Origin of the sequence: Gordonia tangerina, assembly GCF_021556435.1 — a bacterium.
GTDB lineage: Bacteria > Actinomycetota > Actinomycetes > Mycobacteriales > Mycobacteriaceae > Gordonia > Gordonia tangerina.
Map to the genome: position 1 here is coordinate 62,275 of NZ_JAKGCU010000020.1, position 17,796 is coordinate 80,070.

Below are 17,796 nucleotides of genomic sequence, written 5' to 3' on the forward strand. Positions count from 1 at the left end.
CCCGAACCGCACCACCCCGCAGGTCGACTAGTCCGACCCACCAAGCCACCAACCGCTGGTCGAGTAGCCGCGAGCCCCCTAGGGCGAGCGGCGTATCGAGACCACTGGCGACACACGAGTGATCTCGATACACGACCTCGGTCGGCGCCTCGGCCGCTACCCGATCACCGGGTTACCCACTCACTCAGCGGGGCTCAGCGATCCACCACCGTCGTCTCGAAGAAATACCGATCGGCCCGGTACGCGTGCCGACCCACCTCGACCACCTTGCCCGCGTCGTCGAAGGCCGTGCGCTGCATGGTCAGCAACGGCGACCCAGGTTCGTCGCCGAGCAGTGCCGCCTCGTCGGCGTCGGCCGCCTTGGCCCCAATACGTTGCCGCGCAAGCCGGATGTGCACACCCCGTCCACGCAAACCCTTGTAGAGGCCACCACTCTCGAGTTCTCCGGCGGGCGGGCAGATGTCGGCCGGCAGATGGTTGATCATCAGGGCCAGGGGTTCTCCGCCGGCACAGCGCAGACGTTTGACTGTCACCGACTCGGCCCCTACCGGCAAACCCAGCTCGGTGCGCAACTCCTCGTCGGGCGTGCCGATCCGATACTCGAGCAGCTGGGTGGTGGGGTGCATCCCCGCGGTCGTCAGATCGTCGTAGAGACTGGTCAGCTCGACCGAACGGTGCACCGGATTCTGCACCACCTGTGTGCCGACCCCCCTCTTGCGCACCACCACACCCTTGTCGACGAGCTCCTGGATCGCCTGTCGGATCGTCGGCCGCGACAGTTTGAGCCGGCCGGCCATATCGAGTTCGTTCTCCAGTCGATCCCCGGGACCGAGGTCACCCCGGACGATCGCGGCCTCGATGGCCTGGGCAAGCTGGTGGTAGAGCGGGACCGGCGTGGACCGGTCGAGCTCGACCGGGATCTGCATGATCTGGTCCGCCATCGTGTCAGTATGTCATAACAAATATTGTTCGGACCAGGTTTCCCACAGGCGCCCGCCGGCGCGCGTCACCCTCAGGTGACCACCTCGGCCGCCGAACCGCCGGACTGCCGACGACGGGACAGTGCGGCGGTCGTCAGCCAGGCGGCGATGACACCCAGCACCGCCGCAGGCGTGGCGTCGAGGCCGACCGAACCGGTCAGCAGCACGCTGAACAACAACGCGCTGAATACGAATCCGGTGCCGGCCGTCATCCCGGCCGCGGCTCCGACCGCCAGCGCCCAGGTGATGGAGCAGTCGAAGAGCAGACAGCCTATCGACGCGATGGCCACCCCGATGAAGATCGCCGGAAACACCGGACCGCCACGGAATCCGCAGCCCAAACAGACCGCGTAGGCGATCGCCTTGAACGCGATGATCACCACGAGTGCGCCGACCCCGCTCTCGGCCAGAACCATCGGCACGGCGGTCTGTCCGGAGAACAACACGTCGTCGATGTCGGCACCGAGGGCCCGGGCGATCAATGCCAACACCCCCACCGCGACGCCGCCCGCGACGAGGATGCCGTAGCGGCGGCGCTTGTCGATCGATGCGGCCTTGTCGACGAATGTGCCGGCCTTCTTGACCTGGAACATGATCACGCTCGCCAGCACGCCGACGACGATGGCGAGCAGCAGATCGATGATGCGGGTGCCGACGTAGTCGGGCATCTGCGGAACCGCCATCGACATGACGCCGAGCCCGCCCCAGTCGCCGAGTCCGATGAACACGACATAGCCGACAGCCGCAGCCACCAGCCCCGGCAGCAGTGCGGGCAGCAACGCCGCCCCGGCCGCCAGGCCGGCCTCGAGCAGCAGCAGTCCGGCCACCAGCGGCCCACCGAACAGCGCCGACACCGCCGAGAACGAGCCGGCGGTGGCCAGCACCCGATGCCCCTGTTCCGGGAGTCGCACGAACGGCACCACCACCATGCCGACCGCAGACCCCAAGGCGATCAGTGGCGCCTCCGGACCGAGCACCGCACCGAACGCGAGGGTGCCGATCGCCGCGAGTGCGATGCCGGGCGCATACTGCCACGGGGTCGGGGTCACGCCGACCCCGTCGAGCGGCGAGTGACCGCCTCCGCCGGGGAGGAATGCCGTCGCCATCGCGACCACGATGGCCCCGGCCACCGGAAGTCCGAGCACCAGATACCAGGGTGCTTCGTCGACTCCGAGATGCCGCGGCAGATCGGTCCACATCAGATCCTCGAGCCAATGCACGAGTCCGAGAAATCCCCACGCCAACAGAGCGGCCGGGATGCCGATCACCGCGCCCAGTCCGATCAGCTTCAGGTAGACGACGCCCTCGGCGCGATCGGGATGCAGTTCGGCGGTGGTGCTCGGCCGCACGCTCTGGGCGGTCACCTCGTCGGTACTCGATGCCGGCTGCTGCCCCGGGGCGCCGTCCTGGTCGTCTGCATCGCCGATCGAGCTCATGGGCATCATCCTCCGTCCGACGGGTGGCCGACTCACCTTATCGGCGATCGCCATGGGAGCGGAGATCCGTCGCATCCTCACGCGTCAGGAAGGTTGTACGGCGTGATCACGTGGATCCCCGATGCCACCGGCCGCTGATCACCCGGCAGTGCGCCGTGATAGCGCATCACCAGCTGCGCGACCTGGCGCATGTCGGCACGCAGATCGTGGTGCAGGACCGCGGTCAGGTGCCCGCTGAGCAGCAGGGTGCGGTTGGCGTCACCGAGGTCGTGCCCGATGAAAACCTCGCACGTACGGTTCGCGGTACGAAATGCCGAGACGATCCCTCGATTGCCACCGCCGATCGAATAAACCGCCCCCACATCGGCATTCGCGTCGAGAACCCGTGCCGTGAGCGCCGCGCACGTCTCGTCGAGTCCGTCGGAATCGGTCACCTCGACGATCCGGCGGTTCGGGTCGTGGCTGCGCATCACCGACCGGAAACCCATCTCGCGTTCCTCCTCACCGCGCGACATCGAACTACTGGTCAGCACCAACACGTCGACGTCGACGCGACGCAGCCACTGGCACATCAGATACGCCGCGGTGGCACCGGCCGCTCGGTTGTCCATCCCGACGTAGGCGATCCGGGTACTCATCGGCACGTCGGTGACCAGGGTGATGACGGGGATGCGCGCGGCGGTGAGTCGGCCGATGGCCGCCGCGATCTCCGGTGTGTCCGGCGCCTTGAGCACCACGGCGTGGCTGCCCTGACGGGCGATGGTGTCCAGTTGCGCGATCAACTCGCCGGTCCGCCAGGTTTCCCGCAGATGGAAGCGGGCCCGCATCACCGCGGGCCGCAGCCCCGGCAGTTCCTGCTCCAAGGCGTCGCGGACCAGACCGGAGAACTGTCGAGGCGTCTCCATGACCACGTCGATCAAGAACCGCCGACCTGACAACCGCAGCTGGGTGCGCTGCCGATCGAGGTCTGCGATGGCCTGTTCGACCTGCAGGACCGTGCCCTCCCGTACGCCGGGACGTTGGTGCAGCACCCGATCGACCGTCGCCTCACTCACGCCGGCCTGACGCGCGATCTCGCGTACGGGATAACGATGTGGCACGCCCCACTCCTGAGGGATTCTTGATGGAAATACGCTCTTGTCCGGACAATAGGATCTTGCCATTCTTGGTGACGTGATCACGGCGGAATCGCCGAGGGCCCGATCCACCCCACGACCACCGGCCAGAAACCTGGCTCGACCACCGACAAGGAGCGCGCGATGACCGTACGCAGCGCAGGCACCATCAGCAGCGCCCGGACGCCCCGGGCCGACCGGATCTCTGCGAGCGAGTGCAGCCTCGACGACTTCATCGCGGCCACCCGGCGCACCACCGACCTCGCCGACTATCCGCACGCCGCGAGCACCGAGCGCGGGGTTCTCTTCTACGATTCGGCCGCCGTGACCGCCCTGTCGGGCGAGGACCGCGCGGTCCTGTCCGATGAACTCGCCGATGCGCTGCTCAATGGCCCCGGCATCGTGGTGTTCACCAGCGCATTCGACAACCGCCATGCGCTCACCGAATCCACCGAGGTCTTCACCGAAATCATTGCCGACCAGCGTGCGGCCGGCGTCGCCAACGGCGACCATTTCGCCAAACCCGGCGCCAACGACCGCATCTGGAATGCATTGCAGAAGTTCGCCCAACGGGCGCCGGAACTGTTCACCCGCTACTACTCCAACGACGTCCTCAATCTGATCAGCGAGGCGTGGCTGGGTCCGTGGTATCAGGTGACCTCGGCGATCAACGTCGTCAATCCGGGTGGAGAGGCGCAGAACCCGCACCGCGACTATCACCTCGGCTTCATGTCCACCGACACCGCCGCGACATTCCGTGCCCACATCCACCGCCTCTCGCCCGCGCTGACCCTGCAGGGCGCCGTCGCCCACGTCGACATGCCGATCGAGTCCGGCCCAACGATGTATCTGCCGTACTCACAGACCTATGAGCAGGGATATCTCGCTTTCAACCTGCCGGAGTTCCGCGAACACTTCGCCCAGAACTATGTCCAGCTCCCCCTGCAGGCGGGCGATGCCGTCTTCTTCAACCCCGCCCTGTTCCACGCGGCCGGCCACAACACATCGTCGGACATCAGGCGGATGGCGAATCTGCTACAGGTGTCCTCGGCGTTCGGCCGCGCGATGGACGCCGTGGACCGCTCCGCGGTCATGCGGTGGATCTATCCGTCGGTACAGACGCTGGCCGGCACCGCCGACGATCGCGCGGTCGCGAACGTGATCGCCGCGTCGGCCGAGGGGTACCCCTTCCCCAGCAATCTCGATCTCGACCAGCCGTTGACCGGGTTGACCGGAGAATCCCAGGCCGAATTGTTCGCCCGGGCCATCGCCGACGGACTCGACGCGGCGCAGTTCGACGCCGAGCTATCGGCACTGGATCGCCGCCACATCGCCTGACCCGAGCTCTCCCGACAAGGACGTCACCGAAATGAATGATCAACCACGACACCGCAGCAACCTGTTGGCCGACAAGGCACTACTGGTCAGCGGCGGCACGCAAGGCGTCGGCGCCGCGATCGTGCGCGCTGCCGTCGACGCCGGCGCCTCGGTCGTGTTCAGCGGCCGCAACACTGAGAAAGGCAAGTCACTCGCCGCCGAGTTCAACGGCGCACCGGTGCGATTCGTGCACGCCGATCTCACCGATCCGCGCGCAGCGACCGGCTCCGTGGCGGACACCATCGCCGAATTCGGTCGCATCGATGCCCTGGTGAACGCGGCGGGCACGACCACACGCGGCAGCCTGCTCGACACCACCCCCGAACTCTTCGACAGCCACGTCGCCGTCAACCTGCGGGCCCCGTTCTTCACCATGCAGGCCGCCGTGGCCGACATGGTCGGCCGCAACGCGCCGGGCAGCATCGTCAACATCATCACGATGTCATCCCATGGCGGACAATCGTTTCTGGCGCCGTACTCGGCGACCAAGGCCGGGTTGGTCGGTCTGACCAAGAACGCCGCCCATGCCCACCGCTGGGACCGTATCCGCATCAACGGACTCAACATCGGCTGGACCGAGACCGAGGGCGAGGCCGACATCCAGAAGCGCTTTCACGGCGCCGACGACAGCTGGATCGACGACGCCAACGCGTCGGTGCCGATGGGCAAGCTCGGACAACCCGACGAGATCGCGGACTTCGTGGTCTTTCTGCTCTCGGAGCGCAGCGGAGTGGTCACCGGGTCGGTCATCGACTGGGACCAGATCGTGATGGGAGGAATCGACTGATGGGACTGACCGTAGGGGTCATCGGACTCGGGCGGATCGGCGGCTTCCACGCCGACACGCTCACCGCTTTGCCGTCGGTGGACGAGCTCGTGGTGACCGACGCGAATCCGGCGGCGGTGGCGACGACCACCGACCGGTTGGCCTCGGCACGGGCCGCCTCCGATGCCGACAGCCTGTTCAACTCCGGGGTCGACGCGGTGGTCATCGCCAGCGCCACCCCCACGCACGCCGAACTCATCGAGAAGGCCATCGCCGCAGGGATTCCCACCCTGTGCGAGAAACCCATCGCGTTGTCGGTGTCCGAGTCGGCCGAGGTCGTCGCCCGCGTCGCCGACACCGACGTCCCGGTGACGATCGGCTACAACCGTAGGTTCGATCCCGCGATGGCGGCTGCCCGCACAGCCGTCGATGCCGGCGAACTCGGCTTCATCACCACGGTGCGGTCGACGACGCTGGACCCGGCACCTCCACCGGCCGAGTACATCGCGGCGTCGGGCGGGATCTTCCGGGATTGCGCCGTACACGATTTCGACACCGTCCGTTGGCTTCTCGATGACGAGGTGGTGGAGGTGTACGCCACCGGCAGCAACCAGGGCGATCCGCTGTTCGCCGAGGTCGGCGATGTGGACTCCGCATCGATCCTGCTGCGATTCGCCCGCGGCACGATCGGCGTGGTGTCGGTGACCCGATACAACGCGCGCGGCTACGACTGCCGCCTGGAAGTTCACGGCAGCACCGACAGCGTCGTCGCCGGGTGGGACCCCGCCACCCCGGTACGGAACATGCAGGCCGACTGCGCTTTTCCCGCCGCAGCACCGCACCGGTTCTTCATGGACCGATTCGCCGCCGCCTATCGCGCCGAACTCGCTGCCTTCTGCGCATCGGTGATGGACCCGTCGACGAACCCGACGACATCGGCACCATGCACCGCACACGATGCGCTGGAGGTCTCGTTGATCGCCGAAGCCGCCACCCGGTCGGTCGACACCGGCCGGCCGGTCCCGATCGAGGAGATCCGGGACATGCTGGTACCAGCACGCTGACGCCGTCGCACGAACTCATCCGACGACCGGGCACCACCAGACCACCGAGCACCACCAAAGGGATTCATCGATGACTACAACTGACCTCCGCATCGCCGCCGCCCCCATCTCGTGGGGTGTCTGCGAAGTCCCCGGATGGGGATACCAACTCAGCCCCGAACGCGTCCTCGGCGAGATGCGTGAGCTCGGCGTCACCGCAGCCGAGACAGGCCCCGAAGGCTTCCTGCCATCGGCCCCGGCGCAACTGCGCGACACGCTGGCAGCCTACGACCTGCGGTGTGTGGGGTCCTTCGTTCCAGTGGTGCTGCACCAGGCCGACCACGATCCCGCTCCTGCGGTGAACGAGGTGCTCGACCGCCTGGAGACCTCCGGCGGTGACGTACTGGTGCTGGCCGCGGCCACCGGCGTCGACGGATACGACGATCGTCCCGACCTCACCGAGGTGCAGTGGAACACGTTGCTGGCCAACCTGGATCGGCTCGGAGCACTGGCCGCGTCCCGAGGGGTCACCGCCGCGCTGCATCCGCACGTCGGCACCATGGTCGAGCAGCGCGACGAGGTGTATCGGGTATTGGAGAACACCACCATCGGACTCTGCCTCGACACCGGTCACCTGCTGATCGGCGGGACCGACCCGCTGGAGATGACGCAGGCCTACACCGACCGCATCACCCACGCCCACCTCAAAGACGTCAGGATCGAGCTCGCCGAGAAGGTGCAGCGCGGCGAAATGACCTACACCGACGCGGTGGCGCAGGGGATGTACGTGCCCCTCGGCGCGGGCGAGGCCAAGATCGCCAAGGTCGTCGCGACGCTCGTCGACGCCGGGTTCGACGGCTGGTACGTGCTCGAACAGGACACCATCCTCACCGACGAAACCGACGGCGATGCCGCCGCAGGTAACGTGGCGGTCTCGATGTCGTTCCTGCGCAAGGCCGCTGCACGTCCGGTGCGGGTGTGACCGAGGTGACCGAACCGTTGCGGATCGGACTGCTCGGCGCGTCCCGGATCGCCGAGTCGGCCATCGTCGGGCCCGCCCGCACGCTGGGACACCGATTGGTGGCCGTCGCCGCACGCGACCGCGGTCGTGCCGAGGCGTTCGCCGACAAGTACGGGGTCGAGCGGGTACTCGACTCCTATGCCGCGGTGATCGACGACCCCGAGGTCGATGTCATCTACAACCCTCTCGCCAACGCGTTGCACGGGCCGTGGAACCTCGCCGCGATCCGGGCCGGGAAACCGGTGCTCTCGGAGAAACCCTTCGCACGGAACGAATCCGAGGCACAGGAGGTGGCGGCCGCGGCGCGCGCAGCCGACGTTGTGGTCCTCGAGGGTTTTCACTACCTGTTCCACCCGTTGATGGCACGCACCACTGAACTGCTCGACGCGGGTGCGATCGGCGACATCGCGCACGTCGAAGTGGTGATGGCCATGCCGCCTCCCGACGACAACGATCCGCGATGGTCCTACGACCTCGCCGGCGGTGCGTTGATGGACTTGGGCTGCTATTCGCTGCACGTGTCGCGCCTGCTCGGCCGCTGGTGTGGTGGGCCGCCGGAGATCACCGGCGGCCGCGCGTCGCTGGCCAGCCCGCAGATCGACGAGTCCTGCGTGCTGGATCTTCGCTACCCCAACGGCGCCGCCGGCCTGCACGCGGTGTCCATGGTGGCCGGCGAGTTCGTGTTCAGCCTGCGGATCGTCGGTGACGAAGGCAGCCTGTTCCTGCACGACTATCTGGCCCCGAACCGCGACGATCGGCTGACCATCGTGTCCTCGAGGGACGGCACGGTCGGAGTCGAACGGCTCGGCACCCGGTCGACCTACACCTACCAACTCGAGGCGTTCGCCGACGCGGTACGCACCGGTGCGGCGCTGCCCATCGACCTCGACGACGCGGTGGAGAACATGCGCTACCTCGACGCCGCGTACCGGGCGATCGGCCTGCACCCGAGGTGAGTGGTGCGAGTCGCGCTGCGGGGATCTCGATACGTCCTCGCCTGGCGGCTCGGACTACTCGATCAGCGACAGGGGAACGTCCCCGCCGGCCGCAAACCGACGCGCCCGAACCCGACCGCCCGACCACCGCGCACTGCTGGTCGAGTAGCGACGTGCCAGCGCAGCGAGCCCGGCTCAACCCCTGGCCGAGTAGCGACGTGCCAGCGCAGCGAGCCCGGCTCAACCGCTGGTCGAGTAACGACGTGCCAGCGCAGCGAGCCCGGCTCAACTGCTGGTCGAGTAGCGACGTGCCAGCGCAGCGAGCCCGGCTCAACCGCTGGTCGAGTAGCGACGTGCGAGCGCAGCGAGCCCGTCGCGTATCGAGACCAGACCCCCGTACACACAAGTGATCTACCCGAGGAATATCGGGTCGCGCCGCGGCCGTTGTCTTGGGTAGCATCAGAAATCGCGACTGGCGTAGCCGGGATCGACCGGCGTGGAGCGAACTGAGTCAGACATCGACCGCCTGGGTGTCTGCGACGGTGAACGCTGGAGGACAGTTGCCATGAATTCCCGCACGCAACCCGACATGAACGGCGCCCGCCATCGCGTCGTCATCATCGGATCCGGATTCGGCGGACTGACCGCCGCACGACAGTTGGCGAAGGCCGACGTCGACGTCACGGTGATCGCCCGCACCACCCATCACCTGTTCCAACCGCTGCTGTATCAGGTCGCCACCGGAGTCATCTCTGAGGGACAGATCGCTCCCCCGCTGCGAGTGATCCTGCGCAAGCAGGACAACGTGCGTGTGGTGCTCGGTGACGTGGAGTCCATCGATCTCGACGGTCACACGATTACCAGCCGACTACTCGAGCGCGTCACCACCACGCCTTACGACAGCCTCATCGTGGCCGCGGGTGCTGATCAGTCCTACTTCGGCAACGACCGGTTCGCCGAGTTCGCCCCGGGCCTCAAAACCATCGACGACGCACTCGAGTTGCGCGGTCGCATTCTCGGCGCGTTCGAGCAGGCCGAACTGTCCACCGACCCCGAGGAGCGGGCGCGCCTGTTGACCTTCGTGGTCATCGGTGCCGGTGCGACCGGTGTGGAAATGGCCGGGCAGATCGCCGAGATGGCCAACCGCACTCTGCGTGGCGCGTTCCGCAACATCGACTCGGCCGATGCGCGGGTGATCCTGCTCGACGCCGCGCCCACCGTGCTGCCACCCTACGGCGGAAAGCTCAGCAAGCGGGCCACGGACCGGTTGGCGCGCAATGGCGTCGACATCCAGCTGGGTGCGATGGTCGTCGACATGGACTACCACGGCCTGGTGGTCACCGACGCCGACGGCACGCGTCGACGCATCGAGAGCCAGTGCAAGGTGTGGTCGGCCGGTGTGGCGGCCAGCCCATTGGGACGCCAGTTGGCCGAGCAGAGCGGCGTCGAACTCGATCGGGCCGGCCGGGTGAAGGTGGGCACCGATCTGACGCTGCCCGGTCATCCCGAGGTCTTCGTCGTCGGCGACATGATGGCCGTCGACGGCGTCCCGGGTATGGCGCAGGGCGCGATCCAGGGCGCGAAGTACGCCGCATCGGCGATCAAGGACGGCCTCAAGGGCACGTCACCCGAGGCGCGGAAACCGTTCTCCTACTGGGACAAGGGCTCGATGGCCACCATCGCCCGCTTCAGCGCGGTGGCGAAGATCCCCGTTCCGGGCACCTCCGGCCACATCGAGCTCGCGGGTTTCCTGGCCTGGATCGGGTGGCTGGTGCTGCATCTGGTCTACCTCGTGGGCTTCCGCAACCGGTTCACCACACTCGTCGACTGGTTCTTCGCGTTCACCAGCCGCAGTCGTACGCAGCTGGCCGTCACCGAACAACAGGTATTCGCGCGCAATGCGATCGAGGAACTTGAGGAACGCACTCGGCTCGACGACGCCGCCTGAGCGTTCCTCGGTAGACGTCATAGAGTTCTTCCCCCGGGTATCGTTTCGTCCCCCTCCTGCTTGTGGGGGACGAAATGATCTCTGGGGGAAGAACTCTTAGCTGGCGTCGCGCGTGCGTACCACCTTGCCCGCCTCGCGGGCCTTGTGCGCCCAGGTGTCGCGGGCGTCGGGCGGCAGTGCGATGAAGATCGCGTCGATCTCCGGGTCATCGATGAGGTCTTCGTAGATGCCGTAGCTGACCATGATGCCGAGCCGATCGGCGATCTCCCAGGCCACCGCCGTCGACGAACTCGCCACCACTTCGATGGGTCCGGTCAGCACGCCGGGTGTGCCGAGTTCGTGCACCAGATGATCGTCGCATTCGTCGGCGAGCAGTCCCCAGCGGAGCAGGTCCGGCTGCGATGAGCCCGACAGCGCGTCGTCGGGCGGGGCGGTCGTCGCGCGGACCATCAGTTCAGGCTCGAGCGACCGGGCGCCGTAGAACCCGCACCCACCTGTGTCCGGGCGGTCCGGAGAATCCCCGACCAGCGACTTGACCGCGTCCACCGCCGCCGCGGCGAGGCCGGGTACGTTCTGGCGGATGGTGGTGAGATTGAGATGTCCGAGTACCGCGTGCGGCCCATCGTCGTAACCGACGACCGACATGTCGTCGGGCACCCGGATGCCACTGTGCCGCATGACGTCGATGAACCCGATCGCCATCCGGTCGTTGGCCAGGAAGACCGCAGTCGGCAGATCGCCCTCGGCGAGGAGCCGTTCGGCGGCCAACGCACCCGCTTCCTCGGTGTAATCACCCACCAGGGTTCGGCATTCGTCGCGGTAGCCGGCCGCCGCCATCGCCCCGAGATAGCCACGCAAGCGCTCTGACGCACACGGGTGATCGCCACCTTCGACATGCGCGATCGAGGTGTGCCCGAGGTCGATGAGATGCTGCACCGCCAACTGCGCACCGCGCCACTCGTCGGTTCCCACCGTGACCGCCCTCAGGTGGGGAAGTCGTTCGCCGAGCACCACGATCGGGACCTTCACGTCGAACCGGTCGTCGTATTCCGCACCGATCACGATCACGGCCACACACCCCTGCTCGACGAGATCGGCGACCGCGCGCGGTCGTCCACGCGACGATGTGTGCAGCCCGAGCGCAAGTTGATATCCGGCCGCGTCGGCGGATGCGTACAGGCGGTCGACCAGATCCGCCTCGAACGGGCTCGTCGCCCCGAACACCACCCCGATCAGCCGCGACATCGCGTACCTCTTTCTGTTGTCACACAACGTGTGTCACACAACCTGTGTCGCACGACTCGCGTCACGACCTCGCGCCCCGCACCGGAACACTAGCCCACCACGAGACCCGCCCGGCCAAGAATCGGCCGAGCGGGCCTCGGGCGGATTCATCGGCTCAGCGCCGCAGCTCGTGGCTCAACGTGTCGAGCTCGTCTCCGCCGGCCATCTGCTGGGTCAACTCCTCGAGCGTGATCTCGTCGTAGGTGCAGTCCAGCTTCTGGCGCCCACGATTGAGCAGGACGAAGTGGTCGCCCACCATGTGCGCATGATGCGGGTTGTGTGTGATGAACACGACGCCGAAACCCTGATCCCGGGCGGCCGAGATGTAGCGCAGCACGGTGCCCGACTGCTTGACACCCAGCGCGGCGGTCGGCTCGTCGAGGATCAGCACCCGAGCTCCGAAGTAGATGGCCCGCGAAATGGCCACACACTGACGCTGACCACCCGAGAGCGAGCCGATGGGCGCATCCACGTCGGGGAGGTCGATGCCCATCTTGTACAGCTCTTCCTTGGTCGTCGCCCGCATCGACTGGATGTCGAGCATCCGGAAGGGCCCCTTGCGGAGCTCTTGACCCAGGAAGAAGTTGCGCCACACCGGCATCAACCCGACCACCGCGAGATCCTGGTAGACGGTCGCGATGCCCTTGCCGAGCGCGTGCTTCGGCGATTCGAGATGGGTTTGGGCACCGTCGATGAGCAGGTCGCCTTCGGTCTGCTGATGCAGCCCGGCCATGATCTTGATCAGGGTGGATTTACCTGCACCGTTGTCGCCGAGCACGCAGGTGACCTCGCCGGCGTGCACGCGCAGGTTGATGCCTTTGAGCGCGATGATCGCGCCGTAGGATTTGCCGACGTCCCGGAGCTCGATCAGCGGTACCTTACCGCCGCTGGAGTCCGACTCGGAACGGGTTTCAATGGCTGAGCTCATTGTGCGATCACCTCTTGGCCGCGTAGTTGCGGAAACTGTTGTTGGCGATCACCGCGAACAGCAGCATCGCACCCATGAAGAATTTGAACCAGTCGGGGTTCCATCCGGCATACACGATGCCCTGGTTGACCATGCCGAAGATGAAGGCGCCGATGGCCGCACCGATCGCGGTGCCGTACCCACCGGTGAGCAGGCAGCCACCCACGACGGCGGCGATGATGTAGAAGAACTCGTTACCCACGCCCTGACCGGACTGCACCGTGTCGAAAGCGAACAGCAGGTGCATGCCGACGAACCAGGCACAGAAGCCGACGAACATGAACATGCCGATCTTGACTCGGGTGACCGGCACACCGACGGCCCGCGCCGAGTCCTGGTTGCCGCCGACCGCGAAGACCCAGTTACCCACGCGGGTGCGCATCAGCACCCAGGTCGCGACGAGGGTGAACAGAATCCACCACACCACAGTCATCCGCACCGACACCCCGAAGAGCGTGAACGACGAGGCGAACACCTTGTGCGCGGAGTCGAATCCCTGCATGTCGGAGATCGACGGGGTGGCCACCTGGCCGGTCACCAGCTTGGTGACCGCCAGGTTGATACCGGTGAGCATCAGGAACGTCGACAGTGTGATCAGGAACGAGGGGATCCTCGTCTTCATGACCAGAAAGCCGTTGAAGAAGCCGACGGCCAACGCCAGGATCAGCGCGAGGAACGCTCCGAGCCACACATTGAGATGCAGGTTGTAGGCGAGCATCGATGCGGCCAGCGACGAGAACGTCACCGCGACACCGGTGGAGAGGTCGAACTCGCCACCGATCATCAACACCGCGACCCCGCAGGCCATGATGCCGATCGTCGAACTCGCGTACAGCACTGTCGCGAGTGCCTCCGGCGTTCGGAACGGCGGCGCCACGATGAGGAAGAAGATGAAGATGGCAATCGCACCGAACAGCGCGCCGATCTCCGGCCGCAGCAGCAGCCGCTGCAGGGGCTTCTGGCGTTTCACCCGTTCGTCGGTGATGGGTTTGTGCGTGGACAGGTCGAGATCTGCTTGAGTACTCATGGTTTCCCTCCAGCGGCCCGCGTCAGCGGGTGCCGTTCTCGGCGTATTCGGCCACGGCGTCGATGTTCGACTCGTCGATGAAGGCCGGTCCGGTCAGCACGGCCTCGCCGCCGCCGATGGTGTTCGCATTGGTGAGGTTGAGCCAGAGAGCGTCGACGGCCTCATAGCCCTGCACGTACGGCTGCTGATCCACCGCCCACTTGACCTCACCGTTCTGGATCAGCGGAACCAGAGCGGCGTTGGTGTCGAAGGTGACGATCTCGGCCTGTGAGCCGGCGTTGCCCTTGGATTGCACCGCGGTCTGCGCAATGGGCGCGCCCAGGGTCACCACGGTGTCGATGGACGGATCCTGCTGCAGCTTCGCCGTCATCGTGGCCTCCACCGACGGCATGTCCTTGCTGTTCACGTTGAGGATCTCGAAGCCACCTCCGGTGAAGCCCTGACGCACACCGGCGCAGCGGGATTCGAGTGCGACCTGCCCCTGCTCCTGGATCACGCAGAGCACCTTCTTGCGACCCTCCTGGGTCAGACGTTCGCCGGCAGTGCGGCCGGCGAGGGTCTCGTCTTGGCCGAAGTACTGCTGCACGCCCATTTCCTTCCAGTTGTCGAAACCGGAATTGAAGGCGACGACCGGGATGCCGGCGTCGATCGCGCGTTGCACGGCCGGAGCCATCGCGTCGGGCTTGGCCAGGGTCAGCGCGATCCCGTCGACCTTGCTGTCGATGGCGGTCTGCACCAGGTTGGCCTGATTGGGCGCCTCCGGGTCCGACGAGTACTGCAAATTGACGTTGTCCTTCTGGGCGGCCATCTCGGCGCCCTTGCGGATCAGGTCCCAGAACGAGTCACCCGGCACCTCGTGGGTGATCATCGCGATCGTCAACTCCGGGGTGCCCGCGTTGCCGGTCCCGCCACCGTCGCCGCCGTCATCGTCAGGGGCACCACCCGTGCTGGAACAGCCGGCGACGATCAGCATCGCGGATGCGCATGCGGCGGCGATCGCGACGAGCCGACGCGGCCGCCGGATCCGACGACGTTCAGTGGAGTGCATCGTTGTCTCTTCCCTTCGATCCGAGAGTGTCATCGGCGCCCTGTCCGTGGGTTCCCGGATCGGGAACCTGCCGGGATGTGCTGTTCGGGCGAACACTCTTGTGGACTAGATGTAATACCCGTCACACCGACGATGTCAAGACTTTGTCCAGACATTCGGATCTAAGCGGTGGTAGGAACCGTCCGCAATGCTCGCTCACCGGCCGCCGTGGGCAGGCGCGCGGCCCCAACCACACAGACCGCCATCAGCAACCCGAGCAGCACGAAGGCCACCGAGTAGGCGCCGGCGGGCAGCATATCGAGACCTGCGAACACCGAGATCGCCACGGCGGCAAGCGCAACCCCGAACGCGGCGCCGAGTTCCTGCACCGCGGCGTGCACCGCGTTCGCATCGCTGAGCTCCGAGGGCCCGACGTCGGCGAACGCCAGGGTGTTGTACGCGGAGAAGCCGATCGAGCGGAGCACCCCGGAGATCACCAAGACCGTGCCGATCACCACCGCCGACGTGGTTGCGCTGAGCAATGCGAGAGCCCCGAAGGACACCACCGACGCCGTCAGGTCCGCCACCAGCACCCGTCGGATGCCCCAGCGCCGCATCAGTGGTGTGGTCAGCGGCTTGATGGCGACGTTGCCGACGAACAGCGCGGTCACCATCGCGCCCGCGGCCACCGCCGACCAGCCGAAGCGCAGCTGGAACAGCAACGGCAACAAGAACGGCACCGCGCTGATCCCGATGCGGTACACCGTGCCGAACCCCACCACCGCGGCGAAGGAACGCACCTGCAGCACGTCGAGATTCAGCAACGGATGCGGGGCCGACCGCATCCGCCGCAGCGCCACCACGCCCAGGACCGACCCCGCGAGTACGCCGATGGCGACCACCCACCAGCGCGGATCGTCAGCAGTCAGTTCCTGCGCCGCGAACATCGCCGCGCCGACCGCCGCGGTGGTGCACAGCACCCCGAGCACATCGAGTCGGCGTCGTGCCGTGTCCGAGTCCGCGGGCCGACACCAGCAAAACGCGGCAATGATGCCGACCAGACCGATCGGCAGGTTGATCGCGAAGATGACCCGCCATGATGCATGCGTGACGATCGCACCGCCGATCAATGGTGCCACCACCGGCGCCACCAGGGCCGGCCACGTCAGGTAGGCGATCGCCCGCACCAGCTCACCGCGCGGCACCGTGCGTAGGACCGCCAGCCGACCGACCGGCACCATCATCGCGCCGCCGGCCGCCTGCAGCACCCGCATCGCCACCAGGGCCGTGAGATCCGGGGCCAGCGCAGCGCCCGCCGACGCGAGGGTGAACACCGCGACCGCGACCAGGAACACGCGGCGCACACCGAACCGATCGGCAACCCACCCCGACAGCGGGATCAGCACCGCGAGGGTGATCAGGTAGGAGGTCGCGATCACCGTGGCATCGAGCGGACGCACTCCGAGATCGGCGGCGATGGCCGGCAGCGCGGTCGCGACGATGGTGGCGTCGAGGATCTCCATGAACATCGCCCCGGCCCCGAGCAAGGCGAGCGCATACGGGAAGTCCGCAGACACCCGGGCGGTGCCCGCCCGCCCGAGGAGACGCCGCACGCTCACCTCATCGACGCGGGAGCGACCCAGGTGCCCTCACGCACCGATGTGGTCATCGCATCGAGCACCTCCGCCGCGCGCACCGCATCGTCGATGGTGGCGCCGGCGCGCGTGGGATCGGCGATCGATCCACAGAAGCGGGCCGCCTCGATCACCTTCAGGTCGTCGTAGCTCATCGGATTGGCCGCGCCGGGCTGAAACGCCACGTAGTCGCCGCTACCGGGACCAACGAATCGCGTGGCCACCGACAGATCCTGATAGGTGTCGCCGGCACCGACCTCCAGTTCACCCATCCGCCGGTAGTCCCACCGCACGACCCCCTTGGTGCCGTGGATCTCGAACCCGTAGGAGTTCTGCGCACCGACGGACACCCGGCTGGCCTCGAGCACACATCGGGCACCGCCGGCCATGCGCAACTGCGCCGAGACATAGTCCTCGTTCTCGACCGGACCGCGCTCACCGCCGGAGGCGAGCTGGTGACCGGCCGTCGCTCCGGTCGGCCTGGGGCGCTCGGCGACAAAGATCGCGGTGTCGGCGACCAGGGACGCGATGTCACCCAACAGGAACCACACCAGATCTGCGCCATGGGATGCGAGGTCGCCGAGCACCCCGTTACCGCCGCGATCGCGCTGAAAGCGCCAACTCAAAGCACCGTCGGGATGTGCGGCATAGTCACTGAACAACCTGAACCGGGCGTGGGTGACCTCACCGATCTCGCCGGCGGCCACCAGCTCACGCGCCGCCGCCACCGCCGGCACGTTGCGGTAGTTGAACCCGACGGCTGTTCGGATCCCGGCCGTCGCGGCCGCCGACGCCACCGCCCGCGCGTCGGCGGCGGACAACCCGACCGGCTTCTCTATCCACAGGTGCTTGCCCGCCGCCGCGACGGCACAGCCGATATCGCGATGCAGGAAGTTGGGAGCGGTCACGCTGACCGCACCGATGGTCGGGTCCGCCACCACTTCACGCCAATCGGCCACCGTGGCCGGCACGTCGAACTGGACGGCGGCCGATGCCGCCCGATCGGTCACCTCGTCGGCGATGACCATCAGCCGCGGCACCGGCGTGAGGTCGGGATAGTGATGGCGGATACGCGCGTACGCCTGAGCGTGCGCCCGACCCATCCACCCGAACCCGATGATCCCGACCGGCAGGACGACGCCCGCCTCGTCGTGCACGTCGTCGCGTGCGGCCGCACCGGTAGCGGCACTGGCGGGGGTCTCCACGGTCATCTCATCAGCTCCATTTCGTCTCACC

General features: G+C 67.0%; 15 protein-coding genes and 1 riboswitch. Of the genes, 6 read left to right on the forward strand and 9 right to left on the reverse strand.

Features of this window, described 5'->3' with window-relative positions:
* Window positions 1-194: 194 nt before the first annotated feature.
* From L1892_RS18455 to L1892_RS18465, 3 genes are all read right to left on the reverse strand, one after another.
* Window positions 195-926, reverse strand: a complete 732-nt coding sequence (locus L1892_RS18455) for a GntR family transcriptional regulator (protein ID WP_235725130.1) — start codon at window positions 924-926, stop codon at window positions 195-197.
* An 86-nt stretch (window positions 927-1,012) separates the two neighbouring features.
* Entirely contained in the window at window positions 1,013-2,416 is a 1,404-nt protein-coding gene (locus L1892_RS18460; protein WP_235725101.1) for a chloride channel protein, read from the reverse strand.
* A gap of 77 nt (window positions 2,417-2,493) precedes the next feature.
* The gene (locus L1892_RS18465) at window positions 2,494-3,516 is read right to left on the reverse strand and encodes a LacI family DNA-binding transcriptional regulator (RefSeq protein ID WP_235725102.1); all 1,023 of its coding nucleotides are present in this window, start codon (window positions 3,514-3,516) and stop codon (window positions 2,494-2,496) included.
* 159 nt (window positions 3,517-3,675) lie between these two features.
* Here L1892_RS18465 and L1892_RS18470 point away from each other — a divergent pair, with 159 nt between their 5' ends.
* The 6 genes from L1892_RS18470 (at window position 3,676) to L1892_RS18495 (ending at window position 10,621) form a co-directional block, all read left to right on the forward strand.
* Window positions 3,676-4,869 carry a phytanoyl-CoA dioxygenase family protein gene (locus L1892_RS18470; RefSeq protein ID WP_235725103.1) on the forward strand — a complete coding sequence of 398 codons (1,194 nt, stop codon included), beginning with the start codon at window positions 3,676-3,678 and terminating at the stop codon, window positions 4,867-4,869.
* Window positions 4,870-4,900: 31 nt separating this feature from the next.
* On the forward strand, window positions 4,901-5,695 hold the full coding sequence (locus tag L1892_RS18475; protein WP_235725104.1) for an SDR family oxidoreductase: 795 nt from the start codon (window positions 4,901-4,903) through the stop codon (window positions 5,693-5,695).
* Complete coding sequence (locus L1892_RS18480) at window positions 5,695-6,738, forward strand: Gfo/Idh/MocA family protein (RefSeq protein WP_235725105.1); 1,044 nt, start codon at window positions 5,695-5,697, stop codon at window positions 6,736-6,738. The genes L1892_RS18475 and L1892_RS18480 overlap by 1 nt, the downstream gene beginning before the upstream one ends.
* A gap of 70 nt (window positions 6,739-6,808) precedes the next feature.
* Window positions 6,809-7,699 carry a sugar phosphate isomerase/epimerase family protein gene (locus L1892_RS18485; RefSeq protein ID WP_235725106.1) on the forward strand — a complete coding sequence of 297 codons (891 nt, stop codon included), beginning with the start codon at window positions 6,809-6,811 and terminating at the stop codon, window positions 7,697-7,699.
* Window positions 7,696-8,694 carry a Gfo/Idh/MocA family protein gene (locus L1892_RS18490; RefSeq protein ID WP_235725107.1) on the forward strand — a complete coding sequence of 333 codons (999 nt, stop codon included), beginning with the start codon at window positions 7,696-7,698 and terminating at the stop codon, window positions 8,692-8,694. Before L1892_RS18485 ends, L1892_RS18490 begins: the two co-directional genes overlap by 4 nt.
* A gap of 437 nt (window positions 8,695-9,131) precedes the next feature.
* Window positions 9,132-9,212, forward strand: a riboswitch (ZMP/ZTP riboswitch).
* Between the two features lie 26 nt (window positions 9,213-9,238).
* Entirely contained in the window at window positions 9,239-10,621 is a 1,383-nt protein-coding gene (locus L1892_RS18495; RefSeq protein WP_235725108.1) for an NAD(P)/FAD-dependent oxidoreductase, read from the forward strand.
* A 96-nt stretch (window positions 10,622-10,717) separates the two neighbouring features.
* Here the strand turns inward: L1892_RS18495 and L1892_RS18500 are convergent, their stop codons facing one another.
* The 6 genes from L1892_RS18500 to L1892_RS18525 all read right to left on the reverse strand — a co-directional run bounded on the left by L1892_RS18500 (window position 10,718) and on the right by L1892_RS18525 (window position 17,771).
* A complete protein-coding gene (locus L1892_RS18500) occupies window positions 10,718-11,866 on the reverse strand; it encodes a LacI family DNA-binding transcriptional regulator (RefSeq protein WP_235725109.1) in 1,149 nt (382 codons plus the stop codon).
* Window positions 11,867-12,020: 154 nt separating this feature from the next.
* Window positions 12,021-12,833, reverse strand: coding sequence for an ATP-binding cassette domain-containing protein (locus L1892_RS18505; RefSeq protein WP_235725110.1), 813 nt, complete (start codon window positions 12,831-12,833; stop codon window positions 12,021-12,023).
* Between the two features lie 7 nt (window positions 12,834-12,840).
* The gene (locus tag L1892_RS18510; protein WP_235725111.1) at window positions 12,841-13,899 is read right to left on the reverse strand and encodes an ABC transporter permease; all 1,059 of its coding nucleotides are present in this window, start codon (window positions 13,897-13,899) and stop codon (window positions 12,841-12,843) included.
* 22 nt (window positions 13,900-13,921) lie between these two features.
* On the reverse strand, window positions 13,922-14,947 hold the full coding sequence (locus L1892_RS18515) for a substrate-binding domain-containing protein (RefSeq protein WP_235725112.1): 1,026 nt from the start codon (window positions 14,945-14,947) through the stop codon (window positions 13,922-13,924).
* A 161-nt stretch (window positions 14,948-15,108) separates the two neighbouring features.
* A complete protein-coding gene (locus L1892_RS18520) occupies window positions 15,109-16,569 on the reverse strand; it encodes an MFS transporter (RefSeq protein ID WP_372475230.1) in 1,461 nt (486 codons plus the stop codon).
* Window positions 16,542-17,771, reverse strand: a complete 1,230-nt coding sequence (locus L1892_RS18525) for a Gfo/Idh/MocA family protein (RefSeq protein WP_268900452.1) — start codon at window positions 17,769-17,771, stop codon at window positions 16,542-16,544. Before L1892_RS18525 ends, L1892_RS18520 begins: the two co-directional genes overlap by 28 nt.
* Window positions 17,772-17,796: the final 25 nt, after the last annotated feature.

Excerpts from the sequence above, each read along its gene's own strand:
- L1892_RS18455 (WP_235725130.1), bottom strand. The coding sequence starts at position 926 with ATGCAGATCCCGGTCGAGCTCGACCGGTCCACGCCGGTCCCGCTCTAC.
- L1892_RS18460 (WP_235725101.1), bottom strand. The coding sequence starts at position 2,416 with ATGAGCTCGATCGGCGATGCAGACGACCAGGACGGCGCCCCGGGGCAG.
- L1892_RS18470 (WP_235725103.1), top strand. The coding sequence starts at position 3,676 with ATGACCGTACGCAGCGCAGGCACCATCAGCAGCGCCCGGACGCCCCGG.
- L1892_RS18475 (WP_235725104.1), top strand. The coding sequence starts at position 4,901 with ATGAATGATCAACCACGACACCGCAGCAACCTGTTGGCCGACAAGGCA.
- L1892_RS18480 (WP_235725105.1), top strand. The coding sequence starts at position 5,695 with ATGGGACTGACCGTAGGGGTCATCGGACTCGGGCGGATCGGCGGCTTC.
- L1892_RS18485 (WP_235725106.1), top strand. The coding sequence starts at position 6,809 with ATGACTACAACTGACCTCCGCATCGCCGCCGCCCCCATCTCGTGGGGT.
- L1892_RS18495 (WP_235725108.1), top strand. The coding sequence starts at position 9,239 with ATGAATTCCCGCACGCAACCCGACATGAACGGCGCCCGCCATCGCGTC.
- L1892_RS18500 (WP_235725109.1), bottom strand. The coding sequence starts at position 11,866 with ATGTCGCGGCTGATCGGGGTGGTGTTCGGGGCGACGAGCCCGTTCGAG.
- L1892_RS18505 (WP_235725110.1), bottom strand. The coding sequence starts at position 12,833 with ATGAGCTCAGCCATTGAAACCCGTTCCGAGTCGGACTCCAGCGGCGGT.
- L1892_RS18510 (WP_235725111.1), bottom strand. The coding sequence starts at position 13,899 with ATGAGTACTCAAGCAGATCTCGACCTGTCCACGCACAAACCCATCACC.
- L1892_RS18515 (WP_235725112.1), bottom strand. The coding sequence starts at position 14,947 with ATGCACTCCACTGAACGTCGTCGGATCCGGCGGCCGCGTCGGCTCGTC.
- L1892_RS18525 (WP_268900452.1), bottom strand. The coding sequence starts at position 17,771 with ATGACCGTGGAGACCCCCGCCAGTGCCGCTACCGGTGCGGCCGCACGC.